Raw genomic sequence first — 14,486 nt, 5'->3', positions numbered from 1 at the left:
TCCTATTCTTCCACAAATCGTTTAATGCGCTCAATACCTTTTTCCAGCTGTTCCATGGAAGCGGCATAAGAAATACGGACGTTATTCGGAGAACCGAATCCGCTTCCGGGAATCAGCGCTACTTTTTCCTTTTCAAGTAACGCTTCGCTCCATTGATCAACACTGGTATACCCTTTCTTCTCCATAGCGCCAGCTACGTTAGGGAATACGTAAAAGGCTCCTTGTGGTTTCAAGCAGGAAATCCCATCAATTTGGTTCAGCAATTCAACCACTCGATCACGGCGCTTAACAAACTCCACTTTCATGGTTTCGAGTGGTTCTTGTGAACCAGTGAGAGCAGCTAAGGCACCGAATTGAGCAAATGAAGTCGGATTGGAGGTAGAGTGGCTAGACAGGTCAACCATTGCCTGAATAAGCTGTTGGTTCCCTGCCGCATAGCCCATCCGCCAGCCTGTCATCGAATACGGCTTGGACATACCGTTAATAATAATTGTATTTTCAAACGCTTCTTGGCTCAAGTTCGCTACACTGAAATGCTCCTGGCCATCGTAAATTAACTTTTCATAAATTTCATCAGATATCATTAATACTTTATGAGTCAAGCAAACATCTGCAATCTCTTCTAATTCTTTACGGCTGTAAATACTTCCGGTAGGATTGCTTGGAGAGTTGATAACCACTGCGCGGGTGCGTGGAGTAATGGCAGCCTTTACCTGATCAGCCGTTACTTTGAATTGATTGCTTTCTGGTCCTTCGATGAAAACAGGCACCCCATCCGCTACCTTGACCATTTCTGGATAGCTTACCCAAAACGGGATTGGAATGATTACTTCATCACCTGGATCAAGCAAGGACATGAAGAGGTTAAATAAAGCGTGCTTCCCTCCATTGGTTACGATGATTTGCTTAGGGCCGAAGGATAAATTGTTGTCTCGTTCGAATTTTTCTCGAATGGCTTGAATGAGTTCCGGTACACCTGCAGTGGCCGTGTACTTGGTCTTTCCTTCACGCATCGCTTTTTCCGCTGCCTCAATGATATGAGTTGGTGTGTTGAAATCTGGTTCGCCTGCACCTAAACCAACCACATCTACTCCTTGACGCTTCAACTCATTCGCCTTGGCAGTGATCGCAAGCGTAGGAGATGGTGCAAGAATTGAGACTCGTTTCGATAGTTTCATGGTAAAAAGGAACCCCCTCAACAAGTTAACATAATACTTGTTATGTATTCTATTTATCCTCAACTGGATAATGATACTACGATTAGCCTAACATATCATCCTTTCTTTTGTATAGTAATCCCCTAAAACAAAACAAAAGAAACCCGCCATTCTTTAACACGAATCTTCAATCAGAATGGCGGGTTATGTCCTGGTTAACCTTCATTCAAAACGATTTAGCGCTTTTGTCGCTTCTTGTTTCGGCTCATCTTCAATCTCATCGTTATCGTCCCAGTTCCCTTCAAATTCATCGAAAAAATGGTCGCTATCGTCTTCGGGTTCTTCACCTGTTATTGCATCTGTTATTGCAACTGTTATTTCAACCGTAACTTCATCGGTACATTCATCTATTAGTTCAACCGTTAGTTTATCCACCAATCCTTCTGTTAGATCATTGACTTCCTCGAGCTGATGGACGATGGACTCTGCGGATTCGTGTACCTCATCCACTTCTTCCTCAATTGCTTCCACCTCTTCAACTTCGCTAAGTGGTTCTACTACTTCCATCTCCCCGTCAATTTCCTCTACAACTTCAACTTCATCAATAGCGCTTTCTGTAATTACTTCATTTATTGTATCGTCGACCACTTGACGGATTGTTTCCACAGAGGTTGGATCCTGCGCATGAGTATTGGCCGTTTCCATGGTTGATTCATTAATTTCTAACGGGTTTAATAATTTCTCTCCCATGGAAATCCAATGAACCACGCCGTTCACGAGACCACTTGCAATATACCGATCAATGGATAAAATCGCGCGTGTACGGTTCAATGTGTGGATCGAGACATGGCAAGAAGGAGAATTGGTCGTTGCAACAATCACATACTGGTTCGTTGCATATGGTTCTGGGAATTGAACTTCTATCTGAAGCGATTGTTTTTTGTTTTCCATCGTAAAAGGTACAATTCCACACTGTTGTAAATTCCGGCTTTCTCCACTTGTTGTGGTTACGGGTGAGAAAGTAAGCTTCTTTGGTTCGATGGAAGAATCGGCAATTTTCTCAGTCGTGATGGCAGCATTGGCAACTTTATCGGTTGTGATCGAAGCGTTGGCAAGTTTTTCAGACACGACAGACGAATCCGCTAACTTATCGGTTGAAACAGAGGCATTGGCCAGTTTCCTGGTCGTAATCGATGAGTTCGCGATTTTCTCGGTTGTAACGTCAGCATCGGCAATTTTTTCGGTCGTGATCGCCGCGTCCGCTATTTTTTCACTTGTGACGGAGGCATCGGCGATTTTTTTCGTGGATACCGCGAAATTCGAGATATTGACAGTTGTTACAGCGGCATCGGCGATTTTATCTGAAGAAATGGAACCATCCGCAATTTTCTCTTTGGTGATAGCCGCATCGGCGATTTTTTCTGTTGTCACTGCTGTGTCAGCGATTTTATCAGTAGCAACCGCGTCTTCCGCAATTTTATGAACAGTGATGGCTGCTTCAGAGATTTTTTCGCTTGTCACAGAAGCATTGGCAATCTTGTCGGTTGTGACCGCTGACTGAAAGAGCTTCTCTGTAGTGATGGCTTGATCAGAAATCCTTTCGGTCGTAACAGCGGCAAAAGCGATTTTATCTGTAATCACAGAAGTATCCACGAGTTTATCGGTTGTTACCGATGCATCCGCCAATTTATCTTCCGTTACAGATTTGTCAGTCAGTTTATCTGTTGTGATGGAAGTATTGGCGATCTTTGGCGTTGTAATAGAAGCCTCCGCCAATTTGTCTGCGGTAATGGATAAATTGGTCAGTTTCTTTGTCGTTACAGAAGCGTCCATTAGCTTTTTTGTCGTCACTGCTTCGTCGGCAATCTTGTCGGTTATCACTGCGGAGTTAGCTATTTTACCTGAATTTACACTGTTATTTGCGATTTTTTCGCTAGTGATGGACCCGTCAAAAAGTTTTTCCGTGGTGATGGCTGCATTGGCAATCTTCTTGGTCGTGACAGCGGTATTGGCAATTTTACCTGACGTAATGGAGGCATCCGAAATTTTCGCTGCCGTGATGGAAGCATCTAACAATTTGTCTGAGGTGATCGCTCCATCGATGATTTTATTCGTCGTTACCGCGTCTTCCGCGATTTTCTCGGTAGTAATTGAGCCTTCTGCGATCTTTTTGGAGGTAACCGAAGCACTCGCCAATTTCTCCGTCGTTACTGAACCGTCAGCGATTTTCTCTGTCGTAATGGCTGTGTTGCCAATTTTTTCTGAGGTAATCGCCACATCGGCGATTTTCTCCGTCGTTACTGACGAATTTGCCATTTTCTCTGTAGAAACAGAAGCGTCTATCAATTTCTCAGTTGTTACGGAATCTTCGGCGATTTTTTCCGTGGTGACAGAAGCGTCAGCAATTTTCTCTTTGGTTACCGAAGCCGAAGCGATTTTTTCGGTTGTGATCGAGTCGTCGGTTATTTTTTCCGTCGTTACTGCGCCATAGGCGATTTTCTCAGCTGTAATGGAGTAATTAATGATTTTCTCAGTCGTGATTGAGTCATCATCGATTTTCTCCTTGCTCACACTGTAATCAGAGAGATGAGAAGTGGTAATGGCCCCACCCTGAATATGGTGGGAGAGAATGCTGCCGTCAGCAACTTTATCAGCTGTAATGGCGGCTTCAGCTAGATGATATCCTTGAATTTGCTGTTTCCCCACTTTTTCATAAGTAACACTTTCGTTTGCTAGATGTTGGCTTTGAATCACGAATGGCTTTAGATGGTTCTCTTCAATCGCTTCATTCATAATTTTGAGAGACGACACTGAATGATTGGCAAGATGTTTGTTCATGACTTCCAGTTCACCAATCTTGTCTCTCGTTATTGCTTCAGAGCAGATGTGTTTGTTTGTAATGGAAAACGGCTCAATATGATCAGCAGTAATGGCTCCTTGCTGGATATTTCTACTTTGAACAGAATCTAGCCCGAGATGCTCGTGACGTATGCTTTTGAGCTGCAGATGGGCTGCTTTAATGCTCTCTTCGGCGATTTTTTCGGATGTTACGGCCTCGTTCATCAGATGTACCGTCCCGACAACCTTTTCTTGCAGATGTTCAGTGGAAATCGAGTTGGTTGCAAGATGTTGACCAAAAATCACTTTGTCCCCAATCTTTTCTTTACTGATTGCACCGGTAGCGATGTGATGATTCTTTACCGCTTCGTTGGCAATTTTGGACGAAGTGACGGAGTAATCCGATAATTTGCTGCTTGTAACGGCGGAACCCGTCAATTTATCGGTTGAAACTGACTCTGAAGCAAGCTTGGAGGCTGTAATGGACTGCTCCGCCAAATGATTCGTCTGTACAGCCGCTTCACTGATATGTTGACGGTCTATAATTCGATCCTTGAGATGAGCCTGCTCGACGCTCCGCTTCGCCAGCTTGGCTGCGGTGATGGAGCTATCTTGAATATGTTCGGTTTGAATCATATCGAGCCCGATATGTTGTGATGCAATGCTTTGCTCCGCAATTTTGGCGGTCGTGATTGACGCATCCGCTATCTTGGATTCAGTTACTTGCTGGTCACCGATTTTTTTATTCGTGATTAAATAATCGTGTAAATGCCTGGTTTGAATCGAAAAAGGCTGCAAATGAATATCGCTGATCGCTTCACGTGAAATTTTTGAAGAGACAATCGATTGATCTTGAAGGTGCTGGCTAGTAATCGCGTTATTGGCGATTTTTTCTGCCGTAACAGCTTCACTGCTTAAGTGGCTGGTGTCGATTATTTCTTCTTTCAAGTGCTCTCCACTAACCTGATCAAACGCAATATTTTCGCCTAGAACAGCCCCTTCAGCTAAATGCTTGTTTTGAATGACATGCAGTTGTAAGTGATGTGCGCCAATAACCTCGTCACCAAGCTTCTCTGACGTGATGACACCATCTCTCAACTTGGACGATGTCACAGCACCATCCGACAGCTTGACGGAATTAATGGCACCATTGGCTATATTGTTCGATTGAATGGATCCGTATTTAATCTTTTCAGAGACAATTGCCTGATCTTGAATCAATTCAGATGTAATGGCTTGATCATGTATGTGTCTGGATTGGATAGAGCCCTCAGCTATTTTGATCGAATCAATCGTTTTATCTGCTAGCTTATCCGACGTGATACTATTGTTCATCAGTTTACTGCCGTGGATGGATCGGTCCTGCAGTTTCTCTCCAGAGATTGCCTGATTCGCGATATGCTCTTCTCCGATGGAATATGGCGCAATTTTACTGGAGGTTACCGAGTGATTAGCCAGCTTCGTATGATCAATCGCATAATCTTGAATCAGTTCCCTTTCCACGCTTCCATGTTTAATTTTGCTTGCGGTGATGGAACGATTGGCAATCTTCTCCGTTGTTATGGACTGATCCATCAAATCATCTGTGTATATGACGGAAGTGGCGGTAGGAAACTCTTCTTTTCGTTCATTGACGACTTTGGTGAATTTCTTCTGGTTTGTAATTTTCGTCTCTTTCGAAGGCGCATCTTCACGAGGTGAGTGTGTCTCTTTGGATGCGGTCGACTCCTGATGAGTAGACTCCATTGGTACCGAACGCAATGGAGGATATGATTTTACGTTGTTCGAAGCCGTTTCCCTGAGCGGTATTTGATCATTATCTGATAGCCACTCAAGCTGAGGCTGATACACTTCTGATTCAAACAAATTGGCTGGCTCTTGGCTTAGCTTCTTTCTTCTTCGCTGTGGTTTGGCCATTTTGGTTCCCTTCCTTTTCCAATTCTCCTGTTCATGTCATATGTAGCATATTCATTCACCCATATAGTTGGCACAAGTTTCGGAGAAAATAAAAAACTAGCAGGAATTATCCTACTAGTTCTTCTGTAAGCTGGATTTTTTGAAGCATCTCACGGAATTGATCTCCGCTGAGTACCTCTTGCTCCAATAGAATATGCAAACTATTTTTGAATACATCATCGTATTGCTTGAGAACTTCTCTTGTTCTTGTCAGAAGCTCTTCCAGCGTCTGATTCACTTCTTCATGAATTTGATTTTTATCGATATAGTCGACGTGAATGATCCCAAGCTTGGACATACCGCTTTTTACAATCTCGTGCGCCATACCCAACGCTTGTTCAAAGTCATTGCGAGAGCCTGTGCTTCGGCCACCGTAGTAAATTTCTTCGGCTACGGCTCCTCCGAGGCTAACCATGATTTGTTTCTCCAACGCTTCCTTCGTATACAGGTAGCGATCCTCCATTGGATTCTGTCGAACATAACCGAGCGCTTGACCACGCGGGCTAAGGGTAACTTGAGAGACTGAACCTGGACGTACCTGTTCACTGATGATCGCATGGCCTAATTCGTGAAGGGCAACGCGTTTTTTCTCATCGCCCGTCGCTTCGCGGTCACTCTTCTCACCCATCATCACTTTATCAACAGCCATGGAGAAGTGGCTTGACAAAATGACATCAGACTGCTCACGCATCGCATAGATGGCTGCTTCATTGGCAACGCTCTCCAACTGTGCGCCGGAGAATCCAAAGGTCTCCTGAGCAACATTCCCGATTGTAACTTCTTGAGAAATCGGCTTGTTTTTGGTGTGAATTTGCAGGATTTGTTCACGCGCTTTTTTATCAGGCAAATCCACAACGATGTGACGGTCAAAGCGGCCAGGACGAAGTAAAGCGGAATCAAGCATATCCTTACGGTTGGTAGCTGCGATCAAGAGGATTCGCGGCTTCTCTTCCGTCTGAATACCGTCCATCTCCGTCAGCAATTGGTTCAACGTCTGATCGTACTCTCGCTGTTGATTGCCTTCACGTTTTCCACCAATTACATCGATCTCGTCGATGAAAATAATCCCCGAATCCTGTCCATTCCGTTCAGCCATCGTCTTCACTTCACGAAACAACTCACGGATCCGCTGGGCACCAACCCCTACATACATCTCCACGAATTGTGAACCGGAAGCCGCAAGAAAAGCTGAATTCGTATAATTGGCTGCCGCTTTTGCCATCAAGGTTTTGCCCGTTCCAGGAGGTCCAGTTAAGAGCACACCCTTCATCGGACGAATTCCGTAATGGTTAATTTTGTCTTTTTGAACCAGAAAATCAAGAGCCTCCTTCAGCTCATTCTTTGCACGCTCTTGTCCGCCAATATCGGCAAACGTCATATCCGTCTTGGGAACCGTATGCTTGCCTTTACGACCATTCTTGGCTGTGGCACCAATCCCTCCTTGACGAGACACCAAAAAGTACAGACCTGCCAAAACAGCTGCAAACAACAAGAAAGGACCAATGTTAATTCCTAAATACAATAGAAAAATGATAACTGCCGGGACGACCCCGTACAATATTTCTTTACCCACGCGCGCTCACCTCTCCATCTGTGGTATTGCGCGGAACGATTGTATAGTATTCTTCAGATCCACGTTTCAAGAAGACATAGATGTTGTTCTGATCCATAGCGGTGGACGCATTGTCCAAGTGGTTTTTCACTTTCCAATCGCTAACAAGCTGAGGGATCTTGCTGTATTCTCGAAGATCTAATGCTTCGGTAAACGCGAAAGTACCATCCATCCAGATCTGTTTTAACGCAGGATTCTGGTTAGTCAGATCGACTTCCACCTTTTTATTGGTAATATCTTGAGCGATATAGTTCTGTAAATCCATATATTCTGCAGGAAACTTGTCCGGATTGGTCACTGTCAATTTAATCAATATCTGATCTTTATTGATCTGTAAATCTGCCAGTGTCGCTGACGTCATTCCTGATATTTCAGTACGAATTGGTTCTTCTACTTCTACCTTTTGATATAAAAACCAACCGCCAAACAGGAGAGCCATCGTAACCAGCAATGATATAAGAATCGGTGCCTTACGCAATTGCATGAAATACTCCCCTTTCTATTTGTATACCATTCGTATAGATTTTCATCTATCATTTCGGGACGTTTTTAAGTATAGCACATTTAGCAATCGTCATTCCTATGTAGATAATGGATAAAGAGGGAGATCATAAAACAAAAAAACTGATAGATCATCTATCAGCTCTTGTTGGTCTCTTAAGACATCCTCGATATAGGTCTTACCGAGTATTTGTAAAAATCGTCCGTATACGCGACGAATTTTCCTGTTCCGCGAATATATTCTTTTGTTGGGATCCATGTATGATAGCTAGGGTCACTTCTCCTGATCGACACGTAATTGTACCGATTGGTTGAATATATTTTAAATCCCTTTCTCCTGCAATCATTTAGGAAGTGATAATCTTCACCAAGCGTCACATCTCTAAAAGATACTTGCTTAAACACTTTCTTTTTGAACATGATGGTCGCACCCGCTACCCTCTTTTGATAAGACCTCTCTCTATTCGGAAATCGGATGTATAACGCTTTGTCTTCCTCAAAAAAAGTGTAATACGATCGTTTGCCTACGATGTCCGCTTTGGTTCTATTAAATGCTCGTATTGAGGATCTCAGGTAGTAAGGTGAATAAAAGTCGTCATCGTCAAACTTGGCAATGTACGGATATTTGCTTTTTTCTACTCCGAAGTTCAGGCATCGACCCAAGCTTATAGAAGACTCGAGCTGGAAAACAGATACATCTGGATAGCCGCTTGCTTTTATGGTCCATTCATTCAAATCAAAATCATCTCTATTTAAGATGATAATCAGTTCTTTCTTATCCCAAAGTTGTTTATGATAATTATCAAAAATATTATCCATGTAATATGGTTTATTCGTACATGTAATGATGGTAACACCATCCGTTTTCATCGGCGTACCCACCTTCCTTCACACCTCTCCTTAACACTTCTAGAGGATTAGAATATGATGATTTGCTCAGAACCCTTTTTTCCGAAGGTGAATAGAAAGAATAAATCAGCACGCTTCGAGGGGGAAAACCTGACATGAGGGTCTTATTCATTGATAGTAATTATAAGTTGCAACATACTCTCTCCCAAGGCTTTCAAGAACTTTCCCACAATGTTAAAATTTCTGGCCGACTAACAAACGAAAATGATTTAGCCAAAATGATAGATGATTATTCTCCGGATTTAGTCGTTACACAAGGGTGGAGCAGAGAAACGTCAAGAATTTCAAAAGAATGGATCCGAAACCAAGTAAAACTACGAGGCATTCCGCACATTTATTGGTCAGTCGAGGACCCCATACACACCCACAGCTTCTGTATTCCTTTAGTACAAACCATGCAGCCTGATTATATATTTACGATTTCGTCTCAAACCGTTGATCTATACAGGTCTCTTGGGTTTCACGCTGACTATTTAGACTTTGGATATTCTTCGGGCATTCATTACCCGACAAATCAAAATAAGAAGTATAAACGAAGAATCGCCGTGGTCGCTAACGCGCAAGCCTATACGTTTGGTATGGAGGGCAACGAAAGGTTAAAATCTCTGAAGGTGTTGGTAAAGCCTTTGCTGAAGAGAAAAATCCGGGTGGACTTTTGGGGAGAAGGATGGAAGAATGCAGAGCGATTTCTAGGCGTTCACATTCCAATGGGGTGGCTTCACGGAAAAATCCCGTACAAAGCAACCAACCACGTATATAATTCTGCTGACATCGTGATTGGATTGCAGAACCGAATGGATCAAGTAAGCCAGAGGACCTATGAAATTTTGGCTGCGGGAGGACTTATGCTTACCCTTGATACACCAGCTATTCAACAGCAATTTCATTCGGGCGTACACCTGATCACTTCCGCCTCTCCAAGACAGACTCTCAACCAAATCAATTACTACCTCACTCACCCAAAACGTCGCCTTGAAATTCGTAAAAGAGCCCCTGAAGCAATACTACAGCACTCGTATCGGAATCGTGCCCAATACATTATTGAACGGCTTATCGAACATGGCTTGTTAAATCCTTAATCCTTGCTTACTTCCCTCTAATTTTGAGAAGTTGACCGACGTTAAGCACACGAGTACCCAAGTGATTTAATTGCATGATTCGTCTGACGGTTACACCAAATCTTCGAGCAATTTTAACGATCGTATCTCCTTCGATTACTTTATACCAGATAACACGCCTAGATGATTTCTTCTGCGCTTTTATTGACTTGGCACCGCTGTTCCTCTTCGTGTTCTTTAGCTTCGTATTCTTTAGCTTCGTGTTCTTCGTCTTCGCACTGTTTTTCTTCTGGACTTTCCTTGATTTGCTTGATGACACAAGTATGGTTGAATGAAAAAGTGGATCTGAATGATTTAACATACCATGACAGCTCAAGACCGTAATTATTTTCTCTGCGCGATTCCTATAATGATGATTGGCTACGGCAACCCTTCCCTGCTTACGAATCCGATTGCGTTCATCTGGATTTCGCAGGTAGTGGTTAACCAAAGTCAATGTACTCTCAGGAGAATCTGCAACCACAAGATCCACTCCGGGTCGAAACAGATTCCGAATAGCTGGGGTATCAAGAGTGAGAAGAAAGCCCCCTGAAGCAAGAATTTCATAGGTTTCCATCGATACTTTTGTATCACTATTTTGCAAGCAAATCAGGATATCGGCTGAAGAGTAAACTTTTTTTAACTCCGAATCCTCCAAATATCCGTGATTCCATTCACTAGGGATGTCTTGCTCAAAAAATGACCCCATTCGTTCCCAACCCGTTCCCATAAAATCTACTCGGATATTCTCTTGCAATAGTGGTCGAATCAGTGTGTTCATCGCTTGAATACGGCAGAGATCCGGGTATACCTGAAGCGGCTGAGCAGGAAAGGCATTAGAAACCACGGCAATCCTGCAGCGATACTTGTCTTCCGGCTCTGCGGGATGATGACTACTTGGATAGTATCCAAAGCCTAAATATGCTGCTGCAATCCCCTTTTGATGATACAAATTGACTGAAGACGGACAGGCGGTAAATACAAAATCTGGAGCTGTATTCTCGATATAAGGTAAGGAGTATTGCGCTGTACAGTTAGGATCTTCAGTTGCCCAAAAAACATGTGGCACCCCGGCTTCCTTGACAGCCTTCCGAATCCACTTCTGTTTTTCTTTTGAAAATTCTTTCGTCCAACCTATCGTTATCATTAAATCAGGAGAAAATTGAGCGATAATCTGTTTGAGCTGATTGACATCGTTAAACGCTTCCGATACCTTTACCTCATGGCCTGCATCACGAAAGCCGTTTGGAAGTCCATTTATCCACTTGGGGTGACTTTCCAAAAATAGCACTCGCATGAATGTAACCCCCACCCCTTCAAAATTTAATAACGCAACACTGTCCTTTGTTCACGATCGATGATGTTATTATATTGGGAACCTTCATCATCGTCCTGAGCGAATTCACCACTCCAAATATAATTGGTCAAGTGCACATAACAAAAAAACCTTCCTGTTATAGGGAAGGTTTTAACGCTTATGAAGCAGCTGTAACTGCGTTGAGACGATAAGACTTGATGACTTTGCCAGTCCAAAAATCATAATAGACGTAATTGTAACGATTTTCTTGATCGACAAATACGGCTTCCCAGAACTTATTCTTAGCGTCCTTGCCTGGAACAATGTGAATAATTCTCGGGTTTTTGTACCCTTTTTCCAAGGCGGTCTTCACGCTTTCTTTGGTAACGGCGCCATCAAGAATCTCAAAATCAACAGAATCAGGAGTCAACCAAGCAACGATAGGTGTACCAACTTGGTTCTTTCCAATGACAACCGCATATGTTTTATTGCCACGGTATTCATCAATCTGATCGATCTGGGTTATTCCTGTTCGTTCTTTGGTCCATTGTCGAACCTGATCCTCATACTGATTCTTGTCGCTAATCACATTTGAAATCATGTTATACGAAAAGCCGCCGATTACCAACACAATCGCTACAATGACTAATCCAATCCGAAGATACACAAACGTTTACTCCTTTTATCCAAGCAACCATGATCCATAAGGAATTGCTTCTTCTCTTAAGAAAACCGAAAAATTAGTTGATCATGTTTTGAAAGTTGCGATTGACTGGCTTCCAGATTGACAGTCAACTGTTTCAACTGATGATCATTCGTATCATACCACAGCTCATAGCGGATGACTACACTCTCCATATAGTGATCTAGGACAGCATCTGCTTGAAATTGAGGACCTAACCATAAGGCTAACATCTCACGAACCTGATCGGCAGGAAGAGTGAACTGGAATCCTTTACGATTAGATGGATTCCCCTCCAGAATACGGGGTTCAATGGAATGTAATTGTCCCTGAATCACTGCTGCATGTTCATATGGTGTAAACAAGGCGTAGGGTAAGAACTCCGGATTCTCCTGGTGACCATCTATCACAAGGGAAAGCTTTGAGTTTGAGCGCTTCATGTTGATGGTGTGACCTGACACCTCACCGGATAAGTCAAACCCTTCTCCATGATACACTCCCCGGTATAACTGACCCCGCGTCTGGACTTGATAGGAGATTGGATAATCTGCCTTTAGTTGGTTGATTAATTTCTCTACTTGAATCCGGTTTGCATCAAGCGTACCTTCTTCACCATCAGTTGCTGAGTGTGCATAGAGGGGTAAGGTTTGTTCTGTCCATTTCGCCAGGGCGACTCCAAGTACAAACAAACTCACAAAAATAGGAAATAGCCACCAAAGCTGTTTTCGTCTGATGTACAATTCTATCCCCCCTCGTCCCAGGTTCCTAAAAATTATGCAGGACAAGAAGGTTTTAGAACGATGCCGAAAACTTGCTAAACATAGCGAAAGGACGAAGGGTCATACTACAGTTACACCCCAAGGAGGTGAGCGTGTGAAACTGCCGACGACAACCCTGGATCCAATGGAGTCGTTGCTACAGGAGTACACCGTTTCCTGGGCAGGGTTATCATCACCGCTTAGAGCATTACCTCAGCCATCAACAATTGATTATCGCCACACCTCATTGAAACACATTTGGCGGAACTGCCACGATGGAAGCTAACCAAAATACCCCTACCTACACTTTTTGCCGCACCAAACTCCCGTCAATGCTCTGATGGGAGGACTTTTTCATTCATCTCCATGAGGGTGAAACTTATCGATTCAGCTTTTGAAACATACGATTCGCTTCAAAAATAACTTGTTCTTCATCGACCGTCAGAAGTTCGTTATTTCGCATGATAAATTGACCCGCAACAATCGTATCGGATACGTCACGTCCATTGGCTGCGTACACCACATGCGAGATAGGGTCATGCGCAGGATGGAAGTGAGCTTGGGCACTGTTGAGCATGATCATATCCGCTTGTTTGCCGACTTCAAGTGAACCAAGCTTGTCTTTTTGGAAGACACCGTCTGCTCCAAGGATCGTTGCCATACGAAGTGCCTGTTCGGCTGGAACGGCAATCGGATCATGGTTCACACCTTTATGAAGAATAGCTGACAACTTCAGCTCTTCAAACAGGTTCAGGTTGTTGTTACTGGCTGAGCTGTCTGTTCCAAGCGATACACTGATGCCTTTCGCAAGCATGTCAGGAACCCGAGCTACACCACTCGCCAATTTTAGGTTGCTCACGACGTTATGAGATACTTTCACATCATATTTTGCCAAAGTATCGATCTCTTCATCCGTTAAATGTACGGCATGCGCCACAAGCGTTGGTCGTGAAAATACTCCCAAATTCTCCAGATGGGCTACTGGACGAACTCCATAATCCTTCACGTTTTGCTCCACTTCAAAAGCCGTTTCGGACATATGAATATGCATCGGAAGGTCCAACTCATGAGCGCGTTCAAGAATTTGCGTAATAAAATCTGGTGTACAAGTATACGGCGCATGTGGAGACATCATCACAGTGATGCGTCCATCTGCTTGATTGTGCCAGTCACGGGCAAATCGAGTGGCTTCTTCTAGTTTGGCCTTACGCTCTTCAGCTGAGCAGAATCCAATCATACCGCGGCACAAACGAGCGCGCATACCAGAGTCTTGTACAGTTTGGGCCACTTCATTCATGTGATCGTACATATCCACAAAGGTGGTTGTACCTGTACGGATCATTTCGATAATGGACAAATAAGCTCCCCATTTGACGTGATCAGCCGTAAATTGAGCTTCGAGCGGCCACATCTTGTCTTCCAACCACTGCTGAAGCGGAAGGTCGTCCGCATACCCGCGCAAAAGGGACATTCCCACGTGTCCATGAGTATTAACAAAACCTGGGAGTATGTATTTATCTTTCCCGTTAATGATTTCATCATAGCCAGACAGATCCGCTGGGGTCTCACCTACATATGTAATGATATTTCCTTCGAAAGCAACTGCTCCATCCAGAATCACATCATTCGTTGGATTCACGGTTATGATAGTAGCATGTGTAATGATCGTTTTCATTTTC

General features: G+C 43.5%; 10 protein-coding genes. 1 reads left to right on the top strand and 9 read right to left on the bottom strand.

The features are described from left to right. Positions 1–2: 2 nt before the first annotated feature. The 5 genes from ACQCN2_RS04560 to ACQCN2_RS04540 form a co-directional block, all read right to left on the bottom strand. Positions 3–1,178: a pyridoxal phosphate-dependent aminotransferase gene (locus ACQCN2_RS04560; protein WP_426927712.1), complete on the bottom strand. Its 1,176-nt coding sequence runs from the start codon at positions 1,176–1,178 to the stop codon at positions 3–5. A gap of 201 nt (positions 1,179–1,379) precedes the next feature. Then, positions 1,380–5,912, bottom strand: coding sequence for a WIAG-tail domain (locus ACQCN2_RS04555; RefSeq protein ID WP_426927711.1), 4,533 nt, complete (start codon positions 5,910–5,912; stop codon positions 1,380–1,382). Positions 5,913–6,018: 106 nt separating this feature from the next. Next, positions 6,019–7,524, bottom strand: a complete 1,506-nt coding sequence (locus tag ACQCN2_RS04550) for an AAA family ATPase (protein WP_426927710.1) — start codon at positions 7,522–7,524, stop codon at positions 6,019–6,021. Beyond that, positions 7,517–8,047: a hypothetical protein gene (locus ACQCN2_RS04545; protein WP_426927709.1), complete on the bottom strand. Its 531-nt coding sequence runs from the start codon at positions 8,045–8,047 to the stop codon at positions 7,517–7,519. Before ACQCN2_RS04545 ends, ACQCN2_RS04550 begins: the two co-directional genes overlap by 8 nt. Before the next feature lie 173 nt (positions 8,048–8,220). Further along, positions 8,221–8,934, bottom strand: coding sequence for a glycosyltransferase family 2 protein (locus ACQCN2_RS04540; RefSeq protein WP_426927708.1), 714 nt, complete (start codon positions 8,932–8,934; stop codon positions 8,221–8,223). Positions 8,935–9,068: 134 nt separating this feature from the next. On the opposite strand from ACQCN2_RS04540, the gene ACQCN2_RS04535 reads away from it, so the two are divergent. Continuing rightward, positions 9,069–10,052, top strand: a complete 984-nt coding sequence (locus ACQCN2_RS04535; RefSeq protein ID WP_426927707.1) for a CgeB family protein — start codon at positions 9,069–9,071, stop codon at positions 10,050–10,052. Between the two features lie 7 nt (positions 10,053–10,059). Here the strand turns inward: ACQCN2_RS04535 and ACQCN2_RS04530 are convergent, their stop codons facing one another. From ACQCN2_RS04530 to ACQCN2_RS04515, 4 genes are all read right to left on the bottom strand, one after another. Then, positions 10,060–11,367 (bottom strand): DUF3880 domain-containing protein, encoded by a 1,308-nt coding sequence (locus ACQCN2_RS04530; RefSeq protein WP_426927706.1) that lies wholly within the window; start codon positions 11,365–11,367, stop codon positions 10,060–10,062. A gap of 178 nt (positions 11,368–11,545) precedes the next feature. Continuing rightward, positions 11,546–12,034, bottom strand: a complete 489-nt coding sequence (locus ACQCN2_RS04525) for a cell wall elongation regulator TseB-like domain-containing protein (RefSeq protein WP_426927705.1) — start codon at positions 12,032–12,034, stop codon at positions 11,546–11,548. 56 nt (positions 12,035–12,090) lie between these two features. Then, positions 12,091–12,789: a hypothetical protein gene (locus tag ACQCN2_RS04520; RefSeq protein WP_426927704.1), complete on the bottom strand. Its 699-nt coding sequence runs from the start codon at positions 12,787–12,789 to the stop codon at positions 12,091–12,093. Between the two features lie 397 nt (positions 12,790–13,186). Beyond that, a complete protein-coding gene (locus ACQCN2_RS04515) occupies positions 13,187–14,482 on the bottom strand; it encodes an amidohydrolase (protein WP_426927703.1) in 1,296 nt (431 codons plus the stop codon). Positions 14,483–14,486: the final 4 nt, after the last annotated feature.

It is taken from the genome of Brevibacillus ginsengisoli, from assembly GCF_050113715.1.
Classification (GTDB): domain Bacteria; phylum Bacillota; class Bacilli; order Brevibacillales; family Brevibacillaceae; genus Brevibacillus_H; species Brevibacillus_H ginsengisoli.
The sequence above is the reverse complement of the archived record's forward strand: the minus strand, read 5'-3'. Positions and strand labels throughout refer to the sequence as shown.

Excerpts from the sequence above, each read along its gene's own strand:
- ACQCN2_RS04560 (WP_426927712.1), bottom strand. The coding sequence starts at position 1,178 with ATGAAACTATCGAAACGAGTCTCAATTCTTGCACCATCTCCTACGCTT.
- ACQCN2_RS04555 (WP_426927711.1), bottom strand. The coding sequence starts at position 5,912 with ATGGCCAAACCACAGCGAAGAAGAAAGAAGCTAAGCCAAGAGCCAGCC.
- ACQCN2_RS04545 (WP_426927709.1), bottom strand. The coding sequence starts at position 8,047 with ATGCAATTGCGTAAGGCACCGATTCTTATATCATTGCTGGTTACGATG.
- ACQCN2_RS04540 (WP_426927708.1), bottom strand. The coding sequence starts at position 8,934 with ATGAAAACGGATGGTGTTACCATCATTACATGTACGAATAAACCATAT.
- ACQCN2_RS04535 (WP_426927707.1), top strand. The coding sequence starts at position 9,069 with ATGAGGGTCTTATTCATTGATAGTAATTATAAGTTGCAACATACTCTC.
- ACQCN2_RS04530 (WP_426927706.1), bottom strand. The coding sequence starts at position 11,367 with ATGCGAGTGCTATTTTTGGAAAGTCACCCCAAGTGGATAAATGGACTT.
- ACQCN2_RS04515 (WP_426927703.1), bottom strand. The coding sequence starts at position 14,482 with ATGAAAACGATCATTACACATGCTACTATCATAACCGTGAATCCAACG.